16 protein-coding genes and 1 CRISPR repeat array (1 of these 17 only partly in view) are annotated in these 22,248 nt (G+C 43.6%); of the genes, 1 reads left to right on the forward strand and 15 read right to left on the reverse strand.

Annotated elements, in window-relative coordinates; translation table 11 throughout:
• Positions 1-338: direct repeats of the CRISPR family, unit length 36 nt; unit sequence GTCATATTTCCCTTTTTATTCTTGGTATGTTATAAT (it extends 357 nt beyond the left edge of the window).
• A gap of 56 nt (positions 339-394) precedes the next feature.
• Genes cas2 through cas9 form a run of 3 tightly spaced genes read right to left on the reverse strand, consistent with a single transcriptional unit; the run spans position 395 to position 4,901 of the window.
• On the reverse strand, positions 395-712 hold the full coding sequence (gene cas2 / locus DXD11_RS11915) for a CRISPR-associated endonuclease Cas2 (protein ID WP_243105860.1): 318 nt from the start codon (positions 710-712) through the stop codon (positions 395-397).
• Complete coding sequence (gene cas1 / locus DXD11_RS11920; RefSeq protein WP_118758478.1) at positions 705-1,604, reverse strand: type II CRISPR-associated endonuclease Cas1; 900 nt, start codon at positions 1,602-1,604, stop codon at positions 705-707. The genes cas2 and cas1 overlap by 8 nt, the downstream gene beginning before the upstream one ends.
• Complete coding sequence (cas9, locus tag DXD11_RS11925) at positions 1,605-4,901, reverse strand: type II CRISPR RNA-guided endonuclease Cas9 (protein WP_118758479.1); 3,297 nt, start codon at positions 4,899-4,901, stop codon at positions 1,605-1,607.
• Between the two features lie 387 nt (positions 4,902-5,288).
• Here cas9 and DXD11_RS11930 point away from each other — a divergent pair, with 387 nt between their 5' ends.
• Entirely contained in the window at positions 5,289-6,227 is a 939-nt protein-coding gene (locus tag DXD11_RS11930) for a hypothetical protein (protein WP_118758480.1), read from the forward strand.
• A 96-nt stretch (positions 6,228-6,323) separates the two neighbouring features.
• Here the strand turns inward: DXD11_RS11930 and DXD11_RS11935 are convergent, their stop codons facing one another.
• From DXD11_RS11935 to DXD11_RS11990, 12 genes are all read right to left on the reverse strand, one after another.
• Positions 6,324-7,964: a sulfate adenylyltransferase subunit 1 gene (locus DXD11_RS11935; RefSeq protein ID WP_118758481.1), complete on the reverse strand. Its 1,641-nt coding sequence runs from the start codon at positions 7,962-7,964 to the stop codon at positions 6,324-6,326.
• A 1-nt stretch (position 7,965) separates the two neighbouring features.
• The gene (cysD, locus tag DXD11_RS11940; protein WP_118758482.1) at positions 7,966-8,865 is read right to left on the reverse strand and encodes a sulfate adenylyltransferase subunit CysD; all 900 of its coding nucleotides are present in this window, start codon (positions 8,863-8,865) and stop codon (positions 7,966-7,968) included.
• A 29-nt stretch (positions 8,866-8,894) separates the two neighbouring features.
• On the reverse strand, positions 8,895-9,209 hold the full coding sequence (locus DXD11_RS11945) for a 4Fe-4S dicluster domain-containing protein (protein ID WP_118650012.1): 315 nt from the start codon (positions 9,207-9,209) through the stop codon (positions 8,895-8,897).
• On the reverse strand, positions 9,190-10,968 hold the full coding sequence (locus DXD11_RS11950) for an adenylyl-sulfate reductase subunit alpha (protein WP_118758483.1): 1,779 nt from the start codon (positions 10,966-10,968) through the stop codon (positions 9,190-9,192). Before DXD11_RS11950 ends, DXD11_RS11945 begins: the two co-directional genes overlap by 20 nt.
• Before the next feature lie 25 nt (positions 10,969-10,993).
• Entirely contained in the window at positions 10,994-12,055 is a 1,062-nt protein-coding gene (locus DXD11_RS11955; RefSeq protein WP_118758484.1) for an ABC transporter ATP-binding protein, read from the reverse strand.
• 172 nt (positions 12,056-12,227) lie between these two features.
• Positions 12,228-13,100 carry a sulfate ABC transporter permease gene (locus DXD11_RS11960; RefSeq protein ID WP_004851742.1) on the reverse strand — a complete coding sequence of 291 codons (873 nt, stop codon included), beginning with the start codon at positions 13,098-13,100 and terminating at the stop codon, positions 12,228-12,230.
• A 110-nt stretch (positions 13,101-13,210) separates the two neighbouring features.
• Positions 13,211-14,080 carry a sulfate ABC transporter permease subunit CysT gene (cysT, locus tag DXD11_RS11965; RefSeq protein ID WP_118758485.1) on the reverse strand — a complete coding sequence of 290 codons (870 nt, stop codon included), beginning with the start codon at positions 14,078-14,080 and terminating at the stop codon, positions 13,211-13,213.
• Between the two features lie 18 nt (positions 14,081-14,098).
• Positions 14,099-15,109: a sulfate ABC transporter substrate-binding protein gene (locus DXD11_RS11970; protein WP_118758486.1), complete on the reverse strand. Its 1,011-nt coding sequence runs from the start codon at positions 15,107-15,109 to the stop codon at positions 14,099-14,101.
• Positions 15,110-15,122: 13 nt separating this feature from the next.
• Positions 15,123-16,055: a cysteine synthase A gene (cysK, locus tag DXD11_RS11975; RefSeq protein WP_118758487.1), complete on the reverse strand. Its 933-nt coding sequence runs from the start codon at positions 16,053-16,055 to the stop codon at positions 15,123-15,125.
• Positions 16,056-16,154: 99 nt separating this feature from the next.
• Positions 16,155-16,778 carry a GDSL-type esterase/lipase family protein gene (locus tag DXD11_RS11980; RefSeq protein WP_118758488.1) on the reverse strand — a complete coding sequence of 208 codons (624 nt, stop codon included), beginning with the start codon at positions 16,776-16,778 and terminating at the stop codon, positions 16,155-16,157.
• Positions 16,779-17,113: 335 nt separating this feature from the next.
• Positions 17,114-19,591: an Ig-like domain-containing protein gene (locus DXD11_RS11985; RefSeq protein WP_118758489.1), complete on the reverse strand. Its 2,478-nt coding sequence runs from the start codon at positions 19,589-19,591 to the stop codon at positions 17,114-17,116.
• Between the two features lie 138 nt (positions 19,592-19,729).
• Complete coding sequence (locus tag DXD11_RS11990) at positions 19,730-22,240, reverse strand: Ig-like domain-containing protein (protein ID WP_118758490.1); 2,511 nt, start codon at positions 22,238-22,240, stop codon at positions 19,730-19,732.
• Positions 22,241-22,248: the final 8 nt, after the last annotated feature.

Below are 22,248 nucleotides of genomic sequence, written 5' to 3' on the forward strand. Positions count from 1 at the left end.
TGTTATAATTCTAATGTTCCTTGGAGTGGAATCACCGATGTCATATTTCCCTTTTTATTCTTGGTATGTTATAATCTTCTTGCACTTGATGAATTTAAACCAATCAGTCATATTTCCCTTTTTATTCTTGGTATGTTATAATACTTCCTACTATATTATTTGCAAGCTTTTGTCATATTTCCCTTTTTATTCTTGGTATGTTATAATTGATCTTATCAATCACCTGTCCGATGCTCGTCATATTTCCCTTTTTATTCTTGGTATGTTATAATGACGAATACACGCAAGTATATGATTACCCTGTCATATTTCCCTTTTTATTCTTGGTATGTTATAATAGGATAGCAAAAAAGCTAGGATTTTCAACAAATCCTAGCTTTTTCACGTTAAAAAATCATATGATATCCAGCAAATTTGTGCTACCTTTTTCTTCTTTTTTTCTTGTTCCCACCAGTATTTTCATCGAAGAATACTGTTTATCCGTGAGAACCAACATTCTTACAGAACCCGTTTCTGGAAGATTTTCATTCAGACGCCCTTCATGTTTTCTTACCGCATCCATCCCATTGCACACACGAACATATACCGAATATTGCAACATACAATATCCATCATTCAACAGAAATTTGCGGAAACTGTATGCGCATCTTCTATCCTTCTTCGTCTTTGTTGGAATATCAAAAAATACAATCAATCTCATAAATTTACTCATAATTATGTCTTTCCAGCTCTATCAATTCTGGGATCTCAAGTTCATCCTTATTACCCATCAAAATAGAATTATAACTCGCTACCATTTTATCTATGGCATGATGTATTACATGTTTTTCTCCATGTATATCCATGTCATAATTCACAATATCCACCAATTGATACCGCATCTCTTTGCTTAGCTCTTTTCCTTCTTCCATATGCAGCTGTGTATAAACAAAATAATCAACAATTGCTCGATACGGCTCAATAAAATCATCTGCAAGATTGAAATTGTTCAGCTGGCTATGATGATTAATTCCAATAGAAGGCTCAAACCCATAACATACTATTGACCTAGATATATGACCTCGCAATATACTATATCCATAGTTAAGTGCCGCATTTATTCCGTTGTCATCTCTCCGAGTAAAGTCGTTGCCAAATAAGCTTTTAAAGTACAATGCTGCTGCCTGCGCTTCTACATTTGTCTTATCTCCAGACTGCACCTTTTTTGTCATATTGTATAATTGATCGGCATTCTTTTTGCCGCACAATTTTAAGCACATCGCCTGATTAGCTATCTTTTGTTTTACAATTTGCTGCCATATCCTGTTTTGTCTTGGTTTTGTTATCGCAAGCTGCGCAGTGAGCATCTTAAAATGTCTGCTATGTCTTGCCATAGGAAGAACAACTGTAGATGGTAGATGCTTTTCATCGCATATATAAACCAGACATCCATTCTCACTTAACCGCTGCAAGACTCCACTTGAAATCATAATTCCCGCATGTTCAAGCACAAGACAGTTTATATCCTCAAGCGGCACACACATATCTTCATTTCCGATTGCCAATTGATAATTATGAACAGAAATCCCTATATTTCTAGTCACAATGATATTACGATATGCCACCTATAACCACTCTCTTTCTTCTTTGGAACAAGAATATATATTTCCAAGTATATCAACATTTAATTTTTCAAAAATTGCTAGATTTTGTATACACAACCTCACATAAGTCTTCGCGCCGAGATCATGTTGTACATAGCTTATCCCTGCAGAATAGCGATCACTGGTTTTATAATAACCATTTTCTATTTCTTTATTTTTCTTTTGTACTTTTATAAGGTCATCCGGATATAAGCTAAACAGGAAATCTTTATCATCCATTTTCTTCCAATCAGCAGTCTCCTTATGGGCAACTACAGCCTTTGTTGGCATCCTGTGCAAATATAAATCTTTATAATATACCGGAATCATATAATATTTGCCATCTTTCCTGAATATATCGCATCGGTACATCCCTCCTCTATCTTTGACTCCTTCTCTATCTATATCTTCACCTCTTCCTCTAACCTTAACCTGATCATCAGCTACTCCTACATAGAGTTTAACTTTTTTTACAATCGGGCCATCAGATCCATCCTTCTTAGGTTTATAAAATGGCTCTGCAAATGCATCTTTTGCATTTCCATATCGAATTAGTCTATCAAGTAATTTATTATATAGTAGCACGTCGTCTTCTGGTCGATAATAATCTTTAATCTGCTTTTTGCCATTCACCGCTATCAGCTTTAGCTTGTCAAGGCTTGTTTTTTCTACAGTTCTTGAACTCGCCTCATCAACAGCCCGAATAGTATTCTCGCTTATTACCCCTGTCTTTTTCTTCACTGGAAGTCGTGATACAAAAATCGGCTTAGGTATATCACCCATGTAGCCTCTATCTTTTGCCCTCTCGATATAATCTTCTGGATGATCTGCCATAACCATCTCTACTTCCTCTCGAAACCATTTCCACGGCAGTGCTGTTGTTTCTAATATTTCGCCGGTTCTCCTATCAACAAGCTTATTCCCTTTTCGAACAACGCCACCCAACTCTTCTTGCTTATATATATTACTCATTTTCCAGATCATTTTTTCCGTGCAACACGCAATCACAATTGCATCCTGAGCATGGTGTTTATCACTTTTCTCTCTATCCTTTTCGAGCCCCCATTCATGTCTAAGTCTGGCTGTTATACCTCCGTTTAGAGGATATACATGTTTATTTCTAGCCCCATTAAAATATGGTTCAAATACCAAATGTCTGCGAATCAAATCTGCAACTACCTTAGTTGTATATCTCGTATCATTTAAGTTTCTAGATCGCCATTCATCAGAATCAGATGACTTTGTAAGCGCATTTTTTCTCTTTCCAGGACTTAACACATAATTATTAACCATTTTTACGAATTTGTTCCATGCCTCATCGTCATGTCCAATATATTCATGCGGTGTATGGTTTTTCTTGTCCTGATTATCCTTCTTTTTTACGAGCACCTTATTATTAAAGCTGTCGTTGAACGAACGGCTATATGGGATAATATGATCCACCTCATATTTTTCATAATCCAGTATATCCTCAACTGGTATTAATTTTTCCGAATACAGATCCATCTGACTCTGATTCTTCCAAAGACGATACCTCAGTATATCTTTCCGACGTATATCACTTTCAATCTTTCCAAAATTCTCACTTATGAACTTTATTGCCTCTTTCTTCTCTTTATTATTATTTTTTTGAGCAGTGGCAATTTTCTTTTTTACCTCCCCGGAATGTGGCAAATCCCTTGCCATTTCAATGTGAATTTCTACCGGGCTACCATATAGCTTAACTATTTCATTTAGAATCCGTACAGTTCTACGAACAGCACGTTTGACCGTGGGATTCATTATTTTGTCCACTGCCTCATTCAATAATTCTTTTGAAATATATTTTGTCTTCACGCCGTCTGTACTTAAGCTGTCATATCCCACCCGTAAACATGATTCCATATATGAATAACCAGCTTCCAATTCAGGCATCAGCTTCTTCATTGCCTTAAACGACAAGTTATGAAATTTTGCATAATTCAGCTTTAACATTTTTTCTATCTGCGCTTGATTTACCGATAAATCTGATAATTCTTCTCGTCTTTTTTCTTCCGATTTGTAATATGTCAACACCTTACCCACAGAATCCATCAACTGTTTTTGCTCTTCCGTCAAATCCTTATAAGATAAATTCAAAATATCTTTTACTTCATGCCAATATTTAAGCGAAATAAAGTCGCTCTTTTTTTCTGTATCCAATATCCTTTGCTTAAAGTCACCATTATTAACCTTAGAATATGTCAAGCCTCCAAATCGTTCTTCCAAATCAAGCTTTAGTTCTTTTCGTATAGCATTATATTTTACCACCTTAGTCTTATATGCAAGCTTTATTACTGCACTCTTTTCATCCTCATTAAGTGGTCTCTCATCCCCGTCGGCAGTACAAATTCGCAGATGATTTATTTTTTCAAGCAGTACGAATCGCTCCGATGTATACGAGGCTTTACATGCTCGTTTCTCTCCCTTCTCGAATGTACATTCACCAACCATCTTTTCAATCAGATTACCTCCATATGGACTTCCTTCACCTGGTCCTTCATCATAATTCCTCTGACTCTGCATAATGCTTAAAAATCGTTCTTCTAATTCTTTTGTCGCGAGAGTATTACCTAATTCCCTCTGCTTTTCAAATATTATCCGAACCTCTTCAACAAGCAAATCTCTGCTAATCGAATTACTATAGTTTCCCTCCGAATTTCGTGCCACTAGCAATTCATTTTCTTCACTGCTTCCACACCTTTTTTGTCTAAATTTAGCATCCTTATATATCATTTCCCCGGCTGTACGATATCCATGCTCATGCATATATTTTTTGTTTTCAGAAATTGCTGATAAAACTTTTTTGTCGTCTTCATCCTCCTGCTCATGCACTGCAGTACTCTTATACCCACGATGTTTGGCAAAATATATAAGAAGCTGTGCCAGTTCTCTATTATTCAGTATATATACTGGTTCATCCTGAATTGCAGCCCACCTGAGGAAATACACATCCTCAACTGCTCCTGAGTAATACTCATCCATATCCTTTTTTGAGACTATATTCATTTCCTGCAATAGGCTTTTCACTCGCTGTATTCTATGTGCCTTTCTACGTACAAGCCTTCTTCCAGATCTATACCCTCTTCTATTTGCTGTCGCCGTTATTTTTTCTTTCCCTACAGTAACCTCATCAAACGTGTGTACTCCAGCACGCACAATCCCGCATACATTGTCTTCTCCATCCAGTAAAAGAACTGCCCATCCAACAGACGCAATTCCAATATCCAGCCCCAATACATATCTAATTTTCTTTCGCATACTTTTCTCCTCCCTCTGTCATTATTGCAAAAAATCCCATTCACTCATAACGAATGAATGGGATAGGTTCGGCATACGCACGAATGCGCAGCCTTGTCACATTAACCTTTTTATTCTTGGTATGTTATAATAGTTATTATGACATATATTATTATAATCTAACATAGAGCACCATGTCAATCAAAGAAAATCAAACAAAACAGGAGCAAAACATATTCCCTCGTCTACTATACAAATAGTAAAATCACCTCCCATTTCCCCCTTATTTTTCCACTCACAGCGTCACTCTGCGCTTTATAAACGCATTTGCCAAAACCTATTGACACAGCGATTTGAATGGTCTAAAGTGTGCCTACCGGCCGGATAAAATACTAAGGAGGAACACTCTTGCCAACAACAAGAAAACTTTATGACAGCATCTTCAAGAAGATTCTCACGCTGTCCTCGAAAGCTGTGATCAACATGATTAACGGCCTGTTCAACATGTTTTACGATCCGGAAAACTCAACAGTATCTTATCACTGGACTGAAAATGTTCACGATAATCAGAATTCTATGACCACAACTCTGGCCGACACCATACTCGTAATCAACAATTCCGATGCATATCATTTGGAAGCGCAGATGAAAAAGGATGATTCTATTGTATTCCGTGTATTTTCATATGGAGCGGGATATGCAGATCAGACTAAGGAGATACTGCAGGACGAAGAGGGCTGTCAGGTATATCGAATTCATTTTCCTGAACCCTGTGTGATATATCTGAGCAATGTACCAAAATCAGTACCTGATACATATTCGTTGCAGGTGGGATTCGGGCATACCCAGAACATAACCTACAACGTCCCTGTTACAAAACTCACGTCCTGCTCCGTAAAGGAAATAAACGACAGGAAAATGATCATCCTGATTCCATTCTACATTCTGAAACTCCGCGAAAAGCTGAGGAATAAGAAAGCACGTACACCAGAGAATATAGCCTCATTGAAAAGCCTCATCAAAACAGATATAATGGGTAGCATAGACAAGAACGTGGAACTTGGGAATATAACAGCTGAGGATGGAGCACAACTATACAGATTTACTCAGATGCTTTATACTCGCCTATATTCCCAGTTTGAAGAGACCGAGGAGGTTACGGATATGGTGGAACAGTCGATTATTACATTTGTGGATGTTTTTCGGGAAGAGAAAGCCAGGATGGAAAAACGTATGGCTGAGATGGATAAGGAGATTGCCGACAAAGACAAGAAGCTCGCCGACAAGGACAACGAGCTTGCCGAATTAAGGGCAGAAATAGCCAGACTTAAAGGTTCTGACAAATAAATATTTCATATTACTACTTTCTATACAAAAGCGAAGGACGAAGGCATAAAACACCTCCGTCCTTCGCTTTATTATTATATTACTACGCGATCTTTTTTAGATGTAGTTTCCATCGTGAACCTGAGCCGCATCGTATACAGACTCCTTGCGGATCTCATCTGCAATCTCGTCTGCGTCGAGCTCGCCGTCAGCATTCCAATCGCCGCTGTAGACCTCGGCGCCTTCTACCTTGATTCCTGCGATCTGCTGCTCGCTTGCGAAGAGAAGTACGATGATTCCTGCGTGGTGAAGATGCTTTAATACAGCATTTACATCCTCGCGGATATCTGGAGCGTACAGATATGTATGACGTCCGTCGATGCTGAGCTTCTTCTCTACCGACTCAACAAAATCTCTTGTGACATTGCCTGCAGCAAATGGAACTATGACAGCCTTCTGTCCCTTGATTGCTGCACGCACATTTCTATCCACGCGTCCCTCGTAAAGTCCGGTCTCCTCAGCGTGAACCTCCTCGACAACACCGCAGGCACTTGTCATGTCTGTTACACGATCGATGAGTATGAGTTCTCCAAGAGTCTTGTGTTTCTTGAACTCGTCAACCACGATCCTGTCGGCAAATGCGATCCTGCAGACTGCGATACCATTCTTGGAAAGGGTGTCTGCTGATTTCTGCTCACCTGTATTTACATCTATGGTGTAATCGATGTGTGTAACTGTACCAGGGATCATCTTGGTTCCGAGCTTCACGAAGAAGTTCTTGCCATTGTACAGCTCATCGTCATCCATCCAGAGAAGTGTTGCGGTGATTGAAGATGCAACCTTTGCACCTGAATCAACTGTGAGCACACATCCTCTTGACACATCAACCTCACGGTCAAGCTGTATTGTTACAGGCTGTCCCTTCTGTGCTGAGTCCACTGTGTCAAATCCAACATGGATGCTCTTGACCTTTGCGGTCTCGTTGCTTGGGAGTGTGTTGATCTCGTCTCCGACGTGGATCTCACCATCCTCGATCTGACCCTGAAAACCTCTGAATGTGTGGTCAGGACGGCACACTCTCTGAACAGGCATATAGAATCCTGCCTCTGTGTTATCCTCTGCGATATCTATATCCTCAAGGTATGTAAGGAGTGCTGGGCCCTCATACCAAGGTATGTTCTCTGACTTCTTTGTCACGTTGTCACCCTCTGTAGCTGACACTGGGATGATAGTGATATTTGGCAGGCTGAGCTCTGATGACAGCTCATTTATCTGCTCTACGATCTCATTGAAACGCTTCTCATCGTAACCGACAAGGTCCATCTTATTTACCGCAAATACAAAGTATCTGATTCCCATCAGCGCGCAGATCCTTGCGTGTCTTCTGGTCTGCACCAGCACGCCCTGCTTTGCATCTATGAGGATGACTGCCAGGTCGGCAAATGATGCTCCAACCGCCATATTCCTTGTGTACTCCTCATGGCCCGGTGTATCTGCCACGATGAAGCTTCTCTTGTCCGTTGTAAAATATCTGTATGCAACGTCGATGGTGATACCCTGCTCACGCTCTGCCATCAGTCCGTCCAGAAGAAGTGAATAGTCGATGGCACCGCCACGGCTTCCTACCTTGGAATCAAGCTCCAGAGCCTTCTCCTGATCTGCATATAAAAGCTTTGAATCATATAATATATGTCCTATAAGTGTTGACTTTCCGTCATCTACACTTCCGCATGTTATAAATTTAAGTAATCCACTCATCTTAGAAGTATCCCTCCCTCTTTCTACGCTCCATGCTGCCTGCTGCCTCGTTGTCAATAACTCTGGTGGTTCTCTCTGAGGATACCGCACTGAGCGTCTCCTCGATAATCTCAGGGAGTGTGTCCGCTGTGGACTCCACGCCGCCTGTCAGCGGATAGCATCCGAGAGTTCTGAAACGAACACTCTTGTACTCTATCTTCTCACCAGGTCTGAGTTTCATTCTGTCATCATCGACCATGATGATATTTCCGTCACGATATACAACAGGTCTCTCCTTTGCAAAGTACAGTGATGGGATCTCTATGTTCTCACGCTCTATGTACTCCCATATATCAGCCTCTGTCCAGTTGGAAAGTGGGAATACTCTGACCTCCTCGCCCTTCTGGATCTTGGTGTTGAACAGCTTCCACATCTCCGGTCTCTGGTTCTTTGGATCCCAGGCATGCTGAGCATTTCTGAATGAGAGGATTCTCTCCTTCGCACGGGACTTCTCCTCGTCTCTACGTCCGCCGCCAAATGCTGCTGTGAAACCGTATTTGTCAAGAGCCTGCTTGAGCGCCTGTGTCTTCATGATATCTGTGTATGCTGAGCCGTGGTCAAATGGGTTGATGCCCTTCTTGACACCCTCCTCGTTGATGTACTCGATCATGTCCAGTCCATATTTCTTCGCTGTCTTGTCTCTGAACTCGATCATTTCCTTGAACTTCCATGTTGTATTTACATGTAAAAATGGAAATGGCGGCTTCTCAGGATAGAATGCCTTGAGTGCCAGATGAAGCATTACCAAGCTGTCCTTTCCTATGGAGTAAAGCATAACAGGCTTCTCACACTCCGCAGCAACTTCGCGGATGATGTATATCGCCTCTGCCTCCAGTTCGTCAAGATGTGATAATGTACCCATATCTATACCAACCTTTCTTCTTTTATCTTTTAATATTTATTAGCTTCCTTCTTGTCTATCACTATCTGGTCTGTGGTGCCATCCATCTTTCGGATATTCCACAGAAGCAGATCTCCCTTGTTCTCCACCGACATCCGGCTTCCCATTCCGCCGATGTCAGCTCCGAGATATAATGAGATGGCGTCAAATGCACACTCCTTGATACAGGATGAGCATCCCCAGCAATCCTTTGGGTATTTCATGAATATCTGTCCATCCTCATCTCTCTTTATGAGGGAACCCGGGCAGACATTTGCACATTTGCCGCAGTTTTTGCAAAGCTCTTTATTTATCACTATGCTCATATACATCCCCCTTTCCTTGGAACATCAGCCCATTTGAAGTCGCCTTCGGCGAGGGGCTGACGCTGCATGCCAGATTTCCTTCGGGGATCTGGCACATATTGCCTAGCTCACGATGTATCATCTTAAGCTCGCCGTCCACCATCTTTGAGTTGACAAATATCTCCCAGTCTTTGCTCTTCTCCGGGTAGTCCAGATTCTCAGCAAAGCTGTGCCATCTCGTCTCCTTCCTGTCCTTCAGGTGTGCGATTACAGAGAGTGCAACTGTGAGTCTCTCCTTCACCTCATACACAAACATGAGCTCGTGCATGTCATGGGCACTTATGTGCCATACAAGCTTCTGGAGCTGCTCTATCTTCTCCTTTGCCAGCTCAAGCTGTTTCTCGTTGAACTGGTAATGGGTGGATATTCCTCCGGCGTAGTTGTCCATGACCTTCTGCATGGCCTCCTCTATCGCCTCGTATGTGAACATCTTCTCGTCGGTATCGAGGAAATGGTCATACTCTTCTATCTTTCTGTCAAATGCTGTCTCCTCGTCAAGCTCAGGATCAAGGTATCCCTCGTCAAGCTGCTTTACCATGGCAATGGCTGCTATCTCTCCCTCAACCATCGCTCCGGTCACATACTTCTGTGGACATCCGCCCGCCACATCTCCGGCTGCGAACAGTCCGCGTATTGTGGACTCTCTGTCGTTGTCCACCCAGTAACCGCTCGCCGTGTGGCCGCCGACTATATAAGGCTCTGTGCCCTCTATCTCCACATTCTGCTCACTCGGATTCTTACCGGACTCAAGCCATTTGAGAGTCTGGCTCGGAGCCATGTTGAGGTATGCCCTCTTCAATGAGTCATCCTGCTCAGGGGTGATGCCCTCTGTTCTCAGGTAACATGGACCTCTTCCCTCTATATTCTCCCTCACCGTTCCGTACACTCTCTGAGACGTGGTGAGTCCGTATTTGTTCTCGTATACCTCACCGAGTGAGTTGACCTGCTTAGCGCCGACACCCTGGGCTATAGTTCCAGTTGGGGCTATGGTGTCCTTACATCTGAGTGCTATGAATCTCATCTCAAATGTGGTCATCTCCGCTCCGGCATTTATTCCCATTGCGTATCCCGCTCCGGTGTTGAACGGCGGATACCACATCTTATGTCTCGAAAATCCCGGATTGTTCGGTCTGTAAAGTCCCGCCGCACCGCCTGTAGCACAGAGCACTTTCTTTGCTCTGATCTCGTAGGCTGTTTTATCCTCTATGGAGAATCCAAATGCCCCGAGGATCTGATTATTTTCAACTATATAGTCCGTGATGTTGACTCTGTTCAGTATCTGACAGTTGTCAAGCTCCTCCACCGCCTTTGCCAGCAGTGGCTTCATGTTCTCGCCATTTATCTTGATATTTCTGTTGCCCCTTGCAACATACTCTCCATTCTCATCCTTGAGGATAACCAGCCCCAGCTTCTCCATCTTGTCTGTTACACGGTTCAGCCCCTGTGACATAGAAAGCAAAAGATCTTCTCTGACGATCCCGTCAGCGTCTGTCCTGCAGTAATCCACATAGTCCTCAGGCTTTCTGCCCTTCACTATGTATGCGTTGATGGCGTTCACTCCCGCCGCCAGACATCCACTTCTCTTTATATTTGCCTTCTCGGCGATGATGATGGAATAATCAGAATGCTCTCTGACAGTCAGCGCTGCATAGCAGCCCGCCGTACCACCACCGATTATCAAAATGTCCGTATGAAGTATTTTCCTGTTTGCAATACCCATATTTTCTCTCCAATCACTTTTATAATTAGATGTAGAATACATCGTTATCCTGCATTGCCTTGTTCTCCAGCAGATATGTCTGATTCTCATCAAATACATACAGCCTGTAGATGAGAACGTGGACCTGCTCCCCCGGCTTTACGACATCCTTCTCCATGGATCTCTCGGCGACGATCTCCACTCCGTTGACATCCACCGTGACGTCCAGATGGCTTCCGCGGAACAGCACATCCTTGACTATCCCCGACTCCGCCGCACTCTGGTACTGATCCAGCCTGCCGCTCTTGGATATCTTGACGAACTCCGGTCTGATGACCGCCCTGTCCGCTCCCGGCACCCTGTCAAAACCCTTGAGCTTCTCGTAGTCCTCCACAACAGTTGACCTTCCGATGAACTGTGCCACAAACGGTGTGGACGGTGTCTTGTATATCTCCATCGGCGATCCCATCTGCTCTATCTGTCCGTGGTTGGTGATGATGATCTCATCCGCAACCTCCACAGCCTCATCCTGATCGTGGGTGACAAATATGCTCGTTATGCCAAGCTTTTCAACCATCTCCTTGAGCCAGGTTCTAAGCTCCGTCCTGACCTTTGCATCTATCGCGGCAAATGGCTCGTCCAGCAGCAACACCTGTGGATTCGGTGCCAGCGCCCTGGCAAATGCCACTCTCTGCCGTTGTCCGCCTGAGAGCTGATTCGGATATCTCTTCTCCATACCTGACAGCCCTGTAAGCTCCAGAAGCTCCATAACTCTCTTCTTGATCTCCTTCTTTGGAACCTTCATGAGTTCAAGTCCAAATGCCACATTGTCAAATACCGTCATGTAACGGAACAGTGCATAATTCTGGAATACAAATCCTATTCCTCTCTTCGCAGCTGGTATATCATTTACACGCCTGCCGTCTATGTATATGTCACCGGAATTTGGATTTTCAAGTCCGGCTATCATTCGGAGAAGTGTCGTTTTTCCGCTTCCCGACGGTCCCAGAAGCGCCACCAGCTTGCCCTTCTCCACACCAAAGCTGACATTGTTGGACGCCAGGGAATCTCCATATTTCTTATATATATTTTTCATCTCGACGTACATGTCGTCAGCCTCCTTTTTGTTCTCTTATTCTTCCGCACCTGATCTATCTTTCGAAACTCCTGCAAGCCATCCCATATGCAGACTATCTCACTTCGCCCTTATCGGATATCGCCCTTTTTCGGGTATCGCCCCCTCGCCTCCGCTCAGCGGCAGGTCGTCACGCGCATGAGAGTTATGAACTTCGTTCATAAGCGCGTTTCCTCTTCGCTCTGTACTCAAGCAGATTTCTCAGGAACAATATTATGACCGCTATGATCACCAGTATGGACGATACAGCAAATGCTGCTGTGATGGATTCCTCCGTTCCCGACATGTACAGCGCATCAATCTCAAGTGGAAGTGTAAATGTCCCGCCCCTTGTCTTGGACAGTGCATTTACCGCACCGAACTCGCCGAGTGCTCTGGCGGTACAGAGAATTATTCCGTATATGAGTCCCCATTTCATCTGGGGAAGTGTTATCCTTCTGAATATCGTGAAGCCTTTCGCTCCCATGAGCGCCGCAGCCTCCTCCTCGTCCTTACCCTGCGCGTTCAGCACCGGGATAAGCTCCCTTGACACAAATGGGAATGTCACGAATATGGTAGCAAGCACAACGCCCGGAACTGCAAATGTTATCCTGATGTTTGTCCCCAGCATATCATTGATCCATCTGATCGCCGGATACGTCCATCCGAGTCTTCCAAATGTCATGAGGTAGGCAAGACCTACGATGACAGGTGATATGGAAAACGGAATGTCTATCAATGTTGCCAGCACCTGCTTGCCTTTGAAGGAGAACTTTGTCAGCAGCCATGCCGCACATATTCCGAAAAATGTGTTTACCACCACAGCTATGACTGTGGCAATAAGTGTGACTCCAAGCGCGCTTATCACGTACTCTGTCGTGATGGACTGCAGGTAGAACTTAAAGCCCTCCTTCAGCGCACTTGTTATCACCGATATAAGTGGAACAACAAGCATGAGCACTATGAAAAGCACCGTCACGGTTATCAGTATTATCTTTGTCCTACGCTTGCCGCGCTGCAGCTTTTCCTGCTCGCTCATTTTCCGTGTCTCCTCCTTATTGAGCAGACGCATTAAAATGCGCTTCGCGCGGCGTCTGCGTGCTTCACAAGGATTCCTCCCGCTTAACGCGGGCCCCTCCTTATGAAAAGTTATAATAAATTTGTTCTTCTGGACTGTCTAAGCTGTACTATGTTGATCGCAAAAAGCAGTACAAATGATATTACCAGCATCACCAGTGCTATGGCTGTTGCGCTGGCATAGTCTATGTAGCTGAGCTTCTGCATGATCACGTATGATATGACCTGCGTCTGCTCCTTTGCGCTGTTGCCCGATATGTAGATGACACTGCCATACTCTCCGATTCCTCTGGCAAATGCTAATCCGAATCCGGTCAGCAGTGCCGGTCTGAGCTCTGGAAGTATGACCATGAAGAATGTTCTTCTCGGTGTGGCTCCCAGCATGTAGGCCGCCTCCTCGTACTGGTTGTCCATCTTCTCAAGTATCGGCTGCACCGCCCTTATGACAAATGGTATCCCCACAAATACAAGGGCGATGGTAAGTCCGATCTTTGTGTATGCAACATCTATTCCAAGAGCCGCAAGCGGCTTTCCAAGGAATCCATCCTCACTGTAAAGTCTCGACAGTGTGATACCGGCAACCGCCGTTGGCAGACAGAACGGAAGCTCTATGAATCCGTCCAGTATCTTCTTGCCGGGAAAATCGTATTTGACCAGTGTCCACGCTATTATCAGACCAAACACCGTGTTGACTATCGCCGCTATGAACGAACAGCCGATGCTGGTCTTAAATGCATTCAGCACGTTCTTCTTCAGAAGCAGATGCCAGAATTCACCCGGCGAAAGCTTCAGCGATGACACCAGCACCGATGCCAACGGGATCAGAACTATCAGCGACAGCATGGCAATGACTATTCCAAGCGTCAGATGATATCCCGGGATAACTCTGGTCTTCTTTGCATTATTCAGTTTGTCCTTCTTGCCATTTTCCTCTGCTGCCATCTCGTCTTCCAATCCATTTTAATAATCGTAAATTTCATCAAACTTTGCTCCGTCGTCGAAGAAATCCTCATAGGCTTTGTTCCAGCCTCCGAAATCATCTATGGTCCACTGCTTGATGTCCAGATCAAATACGTCTGCATACTCTGCAAGTATCTTCTCATTTGTCGGGCGATAGCCGCTCTCAGCCTCAAGCCTCTGAGCGTCATCGCTGTACAGGTACTTCAGATACTCTGTGCTGACCTCCTCTGTTCCACCCAGCTTTGCGTTGTCATCGACAACCGCCACACTCGGCTGAGCCAGTATACTCACCGACGGATTAACTATCTCGTAATCCTCCGGATATTCCTTCAGGGTTGCTATCGCCTCATTCTCCCAGGCTATAAGCACATCACCCTTGCCATTCTCCACAAATGTGGTCGTCGAACCTCTGGCTCCCGAATCCATGACCGACACATTCTGATAAAGCTTCTTCATGAACTGCCATATATCATTTTCATCACTGTACGTCTCCCTCGCATACGCAAGTGCCGCAAGGAAATTCCAACAGGCACCACCGCTGCTCTTCGGATCAGGTGTTATGACTTCCACATCGTCCTTCACCAGATCGTTCCAGTCCTGTATGTTCTTGTCATTTCCCTTTCTAACCAGAAAGACGATCGTGGATGTGTACGGCGCCGAGCCCTTGTCAAATTCATCTATCCAGCCTGAATCTATCAGGCCATTTGCTGATATGAGGTCAATGTCATGCTCAAGTGCCAGTGTGACAACATCTGCATTACAGCCCTCCACAACCGATCTGGCCTGTGAACCGGAACCTCCATGAGACTGGATGACCTTGATGTCCTGTCCGTACTGCTCTTTGTAATACTGTTCGAACATGTCATTGTATCGCTCATACAGCTCCCTCGTCGGGTCATACGAAACATTTGTAATTGTGATAACATCATCCTTCTTCCCGCCACAGCCGGCCACGCCTATCGCCAGCACCGCCGCCATGGACAGAAGCAATACTCTTTTCCCAAGTCTCATATTTTTCTCCTAATTACAGGTTAAACAGTGATGTTGAGAGGTATCTCTCTCCTGTATCCGGGAAGAGAACCACGATGGTCTTGCCCTCATACTCAGGTCTCTTTGCAAGCTCAGTTGCCGCATAGAGTGCCGCACCTGCGGATATTCCAACCAGAACACCATCTGTCTTTGCTATTTTTCTTGATGTGTCAAATGCATCATCGTTCTGGATCCTGATGATCTCATCCACGATGCTCAGATCCATAACGCCAGGTACGAATCCTGCTCCGATTCCCTGAATCTTGTGTGGGCCAGGTGCACCGCCTGAGAGAACAGGTGAATCAGCAGGCTCAACTGCTATCAGCTTGACATTCGGGTTGTGCTCCTTAAGTCCGCTTCCTGTTCCTGTGGCTGTTCCGCCTGTTCCTACTGCTGATACAAATGCATCTACCTTTCCGTCTGTATCTCTCCAGATCTCCTCCGCCGTTGTCTTCTTGTGGATAGCAGGATTTGCCTTGTTCTCAAACTGCTGTGGGATGAATGCATTGCCGTACTGCTCTTTGAGCTCATTTGCCTTGGCGATGGCTCCCTTCATTCCCTCTCTGCCCGGTGTTAACACAATCTCAGCACCGAGAGCTGACACGATTTTTCTACGCTCAACGCTCATGGTGTCCGGCATGGTGAGTATCAGGTGAAGGCCCTTTGCTGCTGATACAAATGCAAGTCCGATTCCTGTATTGCCTGATGTAGGCTCAATGATGACTGTATCCTGATTGATGAGGCCATCCTTTATTCCCTGCTCGATCATGGCTGCTGCCACACGATCCTTTACTGAGCCAAGTGGGTTAAAATACTCAAGCTTTGCAACGATGTGTGCCTTGAGGCCAAGCTCCTTCTCGTAATTTGTAAGCTCCAGAAGTGGAGTATTTCCTATAAGTTCTGTTAACTGTGATGCTATCTTTGCCATGATTTTGTTTCCTTTCTTTTTTTACTTTTTTCAAGTCTCTATGTTCTTTCTTGATTCTTTACTATCTTTATATACTGTACATTATTTTCTATATAATTCTTAACAGGCCATCTGATAAATCTTTTCCTCTATCGCTCCTGCCAGTGCTGCATGGCCCTCAGGATTCATGTGTTCCTGATCTGCCTCGCTGCTGTCCGCCACGGATGATGCCGCCAGGAATTCCACACCAAACTCATCTGCTATCTTCCTGTACACATCTGTGAGTTTTCTTGACACCTCAACGGATTCCGGTGAGAACTCAGGATCAAATTCATCCTTCCACACCTGCTCGCCCAAATATATCGGCGATACGAGAAGTATCCTGCTGTCCGCTGAATACTGTTTTGCCTGAATAAGCAGTCTCCGTATTCCCTTGCCTATCACATCCGGCGATGCAGAGAACACTGTCTTACAGTCATTTGTTCCAAGCATGATCACTATATTCTCCGGTTTGTGTGTCTCCAGCAGAGTGGGGAACAGCGACACGCCCTTCCTTCCCTGTCTCAGTGGATCCTCGAACACTGTTGTTCTTCCACAGAGACCTTCCTCTATGATCCTTATATCTTTATTTGCCAGCTTCTGCTGCAATATACTGGTCCATCTGATCCCCCAGGGAAATCTCTCTCCATTCTCAGGATTGTATCCCCATGTATTGGAATCTCCAAAGCACAACACCTGTTGCATCTGTCCACCTCCCGTCTATTGAACCTCGTTCTGTCCAATGGATCTCATTGTCAATCCACATATATCCTATCTGATATGTAGTAATTGTCTGTCAACATGTTGGAGTATACAACTTATTTCCTACTATGTCAATAGGGATTATGTGTTTTTGTATACAAAAAGGCTGTCACCCGACTTAATCTATAAGTCAGGCGACAGCCTGTCCATATTTTTAAATTAACTTATTCACCTGATCACGGAGAAACGGAAGATATATACAGTGTACATGGCAACAAATGCCATATCTTTCTGTACCTTTTCATACAGTCCCCCCTATTTTAACTTACCCCCAATAGTTAATTACCCGATTTCGGATTTGTAGTCGATATATATACATCACACGCGGATCTGATTACGGATATATAATATGTCTTGCCCGCAACACATTTATAACTCATGCAAAAATCATTTTTATTAGTTGACAGGTCGTGCTTTACATCATCCACTGCTGCCAGAATTTTTCTGTTCTCATCATACAGATATCCATACGGATCTCCTGTCGAAATTGAATAGAAGTAATATGTGCCCGTGGTTTTTGGAACAAATTTGTATAACTCTTCTTTTTCTGCATAAAATGAGGTTTTATCGCCAATCTCGATCACATCCTCAGACATTTTTGCTGTGACTGAAACTGCCTTTCTGTCTACCTTTGCAGTTATCACTCCCCGCTTACCCATTCCTTTGGCCTTAAGTGTATATGATGTTCCTGGGACAAGATAAACATACCCATTTGTACCGCATTGTCTGTCATATTCATCATACCATACTCCGATATCATCAACAGAATACTTGGCATTGTCAGGATTTACAGTAAGTTTTAATACATCTGATACAAAGTTTCTGCCAGTCTCAGACTTGTCAAATTTCTGATTATACAGATATGTGCTGTCATCTCTTATGGATATTACCACTTCGTATGTACCAGGGAACAGATCCATCGAATATGAGCCATCATTTCTTGATGTAGCACCATTCCACGCAAGCTTATAAGGAGTTGCTTTATCATGATTGTAGAACTTGATCGATACCCCGTTCAGGTTATTTCCATTTATATCCTTGACATACCCCTCAACCTTGATTGCCTTTTTAGCATTTATCTCACAGTTAACTGTGGTGCTGATCTTCGTATCGTTGTCATCCGTTATCTTTACCTTCAGGTTATATGTTCCCTCCTGATAAATTTTTCCTGTGACCCTTCCTGTTATATCAACACTCAAGCCATAGTCATCCCCGTCTATGCTATAAGTGTATTTCCCTGAACCGCCTGCGACAGATGCAGGCTTCACACTTACTGAATAATATTTATCATCCGTGCCTATCATGCCGTATTGAGGTATATAATACGCCGCGATCACCGACGAACTGCTGACATTCCATGTGATTATGTATGTAACTATATCCCCCAGCTCATCAACAGACTTAATTGTTGTTTTCGTTGTTCCTGTCTTTCTCACTGTTCCACTGAAACTGATCGCGTTACTTCCATCCGTTTTTATTGCATATTTCACACCATCAGGGAGCTTGTCTACAGTAATTTTACATATTCCTCTTGCGCGATCCACTGTAAATTCTCTGCTGAATGACTCATTCTGTTCAAGTTCATAAGTCATATAAACCCTTCTGTTTGAATGATCCTTGGAATAATATGTCTCAATACTTGACTTACCTGTGCCATACAGTCCATCTACATAGACACAGACTCTCACATAATCGCTTAATGAGCATCCTCTTCTCAGCGCTATGGTGTAGGTTTTATTGTCCTTTGTCGTCACGCCGTCCAATGGAATGGTATAGTTATATGTTCCATTCAGTACCGTGCTCGCCTTTACAACAAAACTGGAAGCCGGAAGTTTCTGACTTCCCGATAATGTAACCTGCACAGTTTGTGGGTCACTGACAGTTGCAGATGCTATGGTGTTCGCTTTCGTAACTGTGACTTTGTATGTCGCCTTCTTACCTGTGCCATCTGTAGCCTTTGCTGTTATCACTGCTGTTCCTGCAGCAACCGCATATACTTTTCCTTCAGAATTTACCATGGCTACCTTATCATTTGAAGAACTCCATGCACATTTCTTATTGGTTGCATCTGTCGGCTTTATAACTGGGCTGAGCTGCATCGTTTTGCCTACATACAGCCTTCCACTTATTTTGCTGAATTTTAATGATGTTATCGGTGCCTTTACTGTTACCTTGCAGACTGCTTTCTTTCCTGAACCGTCAGCAGCCACTGCTGTGATAGTCACTTTTCCGCCTTTTACCGCTGTGACCCTGCCTGTAGCACTTACCTTTGCGATCTTGGAATTGCTACTCTTCCAGATAACCTTCTTATTGCTGGTTGTGTTAGGTCCTACTGTCGCCTTTATCACTGCCGACCTGCCCTTCTTGATCGTCAACGCAGATTTGTTCACCTTGACTCTTGTGGCCGGCTGTCCGACTGTGACCTTCACCACCTTCTTGATCTTCGCATTTGACTTGAGAGAGATCGTGATATTTGCACTACCCTTTTTCACTGCTTTTATCTTGCCTGCAGAAGATACTGTCACGATCTTTTTATTGCTTGTTGAGAATTTCAGATTGCCTGAAGTCGTATTTGTCTTCAGTGTAAATGTTTTCCCCGCCTTGAGTGTAAGAGTATTACTTGGAAGATTCTTCACCGTGATACTCTTGACGGTTGATGTGACCGCCGCATTTGCCGGAATGCTGACACCTGTAAATGTCAATGCAAATGCAAGGATCACCGCAATGACCGCCATAAACCTGTTCCCTTTTTTCATAAATTTCCTCCTTTTTTATGTAACATTACCTTTTAATACACCATATCATATATTATAAATTATATATTATGCTTGTCAATCTCGCACATGCTATTGAGCATTATTCATACCCACATAAAAAGACGTACGGGTATCCTCTTAATTTCCAGGATACTCTGTGGTTATATATACCATACTGCTGTTTCGTGTAACATTAATATAGTAGACTTTTCCTGCTTCACAGTTATATGACATATAGAAATCGTGGTCATTTCCTGTGCTGATATGCTCCTGCTTGTCATCATCATTAATTGTAAGCACTTCTCCATCTGCATCATAAAGATGTCCATATGGATTATTATCCGATCCAGAACTTGAATAGATATAGTATGCTGCCGTCATCTTTGGAACAAATCTATAGTATGTTCCCACTGATGCATTTATAGAGGTTCTATCACCAATCTCCTCATAGTCTGTCTTAATATCTGCTACAACATATGAAGTCTTGCGGTCTATCGTTGCGGTTATAGTTCCGGCTAAAGCAACCCCGCGACCTGTAAGTCTGTAAGTACCAGGCGCCAGATAAACGTATGCACCAGCTCCAACGCTGTTGCCATCCTCGTCATACCATGTGCCGATATTCTCTATATTATATCCGTTATTTTTTGATCTAACGGATATCTTTTTTACATCCGACGAATAATTTCTTCCCGAAATGTTTCCGGTAAACCGCTGTGAATATATGTATGTTGTGTCCGAACCCGAATATATCGCTATATCATATGTCCCAGGAACAATATCTACAGAATACGATCCATCTCTTTTTACATCAGAATAACAGTAATATGTATACTCTGTGGATTTGTCCCTATTCGTAAATATAATATATGCATTTGACAATACTTCTCCTGCCACATCCCTGATATATCCCGATACTGTAATTCCCTGTGCAACATTTATCACACAGTCTACAGTTGTGCTGACTCCGGCATTATCGGAATCCGTTATCCTGACTTTTATATTATAAGTACCAGCCTTATTGATGTAACCCTCCAATTTACCATTACTATAAATATCAAGACCATAAGTATTGCCAACTATATCATAGATATAATTTCTTGAGCCACCAGCTACAGAATTTATATCAGCAGCTACATGCACAGCCGCTCCACTTTCACCACGAGTGCGATAATACCTTGGGCTGTAATAAGCTGATATCACGGAGCTGTTGTATACACACCATGTTACGATAGTTGTCATTGTATTACCATACTCATCAACTGCTGTAATTGTCGTGACTGATGTGCCAGACTTGGTTATTTCCCCTGTGAAAGTAATACAGTTGGAACGCATTCCACCTATTGTATACCTCATTCCAGCCGGAACGTCCTTTACAGAAACCTTGAGGTAGCCACTGCCAGATAAATTAACGTCTGTATTCACATTCGCATTCTGCTCAATTGCTCTGGCTTCATAATATGTCTTATTATACTTTCCGTCAGAATAATATGTCTCCACCTTACCGGTTCCTGTTCCTATAAGTCCACTTACGTACACACATATTCTGTCCGAAGATGAAAGCCTGTTCTCCTTGTTTAACCTGATCGTGTATTTTTTATTGTCTCCTGTAGACACATTTTCAATCGGAATGCTCTTGTTGTATATGCCGCCATTTAATGTGGTCTTTACTTTAACAGCAAAATTTGATGCTGTCAGCTTCTGTGCAGATGACAATGTAACATTTATTGTCTGCCTGTTATCCACCTGCGCCGAAGCAATCTTCACAGCATTTAGAACTGTCAGCTTATATTTTACTGTCTTTTTTGTTCCGTCTGTAGTTGTTGCTGTAATCACTGTGGTTCCAGCGCCAACAGCCACAACGAGTCCGGATGAACTTACCATAGCGACCTTATCATTCGAAGACTTCCAGGTACACTTCTTGTTTGTTGCATCTGCCGGTGCAATGACTGGGTTTAACTGTTCTGTTTTTCCCACATACATCTTACCGCTGCCCTTTTTGAACTTTATAGAAGTTACATACGCCTTGACTGATACCTTACAACTTGCCTTCTTGCCGGAACCATCTGCAGCTACTGCTGTGATGACTGCTGAACCGCCTCCGGCTGCTGTTATCCGTCCTCTGGAATTAACCTTAGCAACCTTTATATTGCTGCTCTTCCATACGACCTTCTTATTGCTTGCCTTGCTTGTTCCAACAGAAGCCTTTACCACAGCACTTTTTCCTTTTACCAGCGTCAGCTTGCTTTTAGTAAGCTTTACACTCGTGACAGGCCGTCCTGCAGTTACCGTAATAACCTTCTTTACCTTAGGATCAGCCTTCAGCGACATTGTAATCTTAGCTGTCCCATTTTTTACATTTCCTGCTTTGATCACTCCCGCAGTTGTCACGGTTGCTATCCTTCTGTTGCTGGTTACGAATTTCAGCTCTTTCGCCGCCACATTTGTCTTAAGAGCAAATGACTTTCCCGCCTTGAGCGTAAGTGTGCCGGCTGGCAGATTGCTCACAGTGATGCTCTTTACAACCGTGTTTTTTGCCGTAGCCGCCGTTGTAGCTGCCAGCGCAGTTCCCGGAACATTCACACCTGAAAATATCAGTGCAAATGCAAGAATGACCGCCACAACCTTCATGATTTTTCTGTACCCTTTCATAACACTCC

Origin of the sequence: Coprococcus sp. TF11-13 (assembly GCF_003481085.1) — a bacterium.
GTDB classification, from domain to species: domain Bacteria; phylum Bacillota; class Clostridia; order Lachnospirales; family Lachnospiraceae; genus Coprococcus; species Coprococcus aceti.

Coding starts and splice junctions, on each gene's coding strand:
- DXD11_RS11985 (WP_118758489.1), bottom strand. CDS start 19,591: ATGAAAAAAGGGAACAGGTTTATGGCGGTCATTGCGGTGATCCTTGCA.
- cysK (WP_118758487.1), bottom strand. CDS start 16,055: ATGGCAAAGATAGCATCACAGTTAACAGAACTTATAGGAAATACTCCA.
- DXD11_RS11945 (WP_118650012.1), bottom strand. CDS start 9,209: ATGAGCATAGTGATAAATAAAGAGCTTTGCAAAAACTGCGGCAAATGT.
- DXD11_RS11950 (WP_118758483.1), bottom strand. CDS start 10,968: ATGGGTATTGCAAACAGGAAAATACTTCATACGGACATTTTGATAATC.
- cysT (WP_118758485.1), bottom strand. CDS start 14,080: ATGGCAGCAGAGGAAAATGGCAAGAAGGACAAACTGAATAATGCAAAG.
- cysD (WP_118758482.1), bottom strand. CDS start 8,865: ATGGGTACATTATCACATCTTGACGAACTGGAGGCAGAGGCGATATAC.
- cas9 (WP_118758479.1), bottom strand. CDS start 4,901: ATGCGAAAGAAAATTAGATATGTATTGGGGCTGGATATTGGAATTGCG.
- DXD11_RS11980 (WP_118758488.1), bottom strand. CDS start 16,778: ATGCAACAGGTGTTGTGCTTTGGAGATTCCAATACATGGGGATACAAT.
- DXD11_RS11935 (WP_118758481.1), bottom strand. CDS start 7,964: ATGAGTGGATTACTTAAATTTATAACATGCGGAAGTGTAGATGACGGA.
- DXD11_RS11955 (WP_118758484.1), bottom strand. CDS start 12,055: ATGTACGTCGAGATGAAAAATATATATAAGAAATATGGAGATTCCCTG.
- DXD11_RS11960 (WP_004851742.1), bottom strand. CDS start 13,100: ATGAGCGAGCAGGAAAAGCTGCAGCGCGGCAAGCGTAGGACAAAGATA.
- DXD11_RS11990 (WP_118758490.1), bottom strand. CDS start 22,240: ATGAAAGGGTACAGAAAAATCATGAAGGTTGTGGCGGTCATTCTTGCA.
- cas2 (WP_243105860.1), bottom strand. CDS start 712: ATGAGTAAATTTATGAGATTGATTGTATTTTTTGATATTCCAACAAAG.
- DXD11_RS11970 (WP_118758486.1), bottom strand. CDS start 15,109: ATGAGACTTGGGAAAAGAGTATTGCTTCTGTCCATGGCGGCGGTGCTG.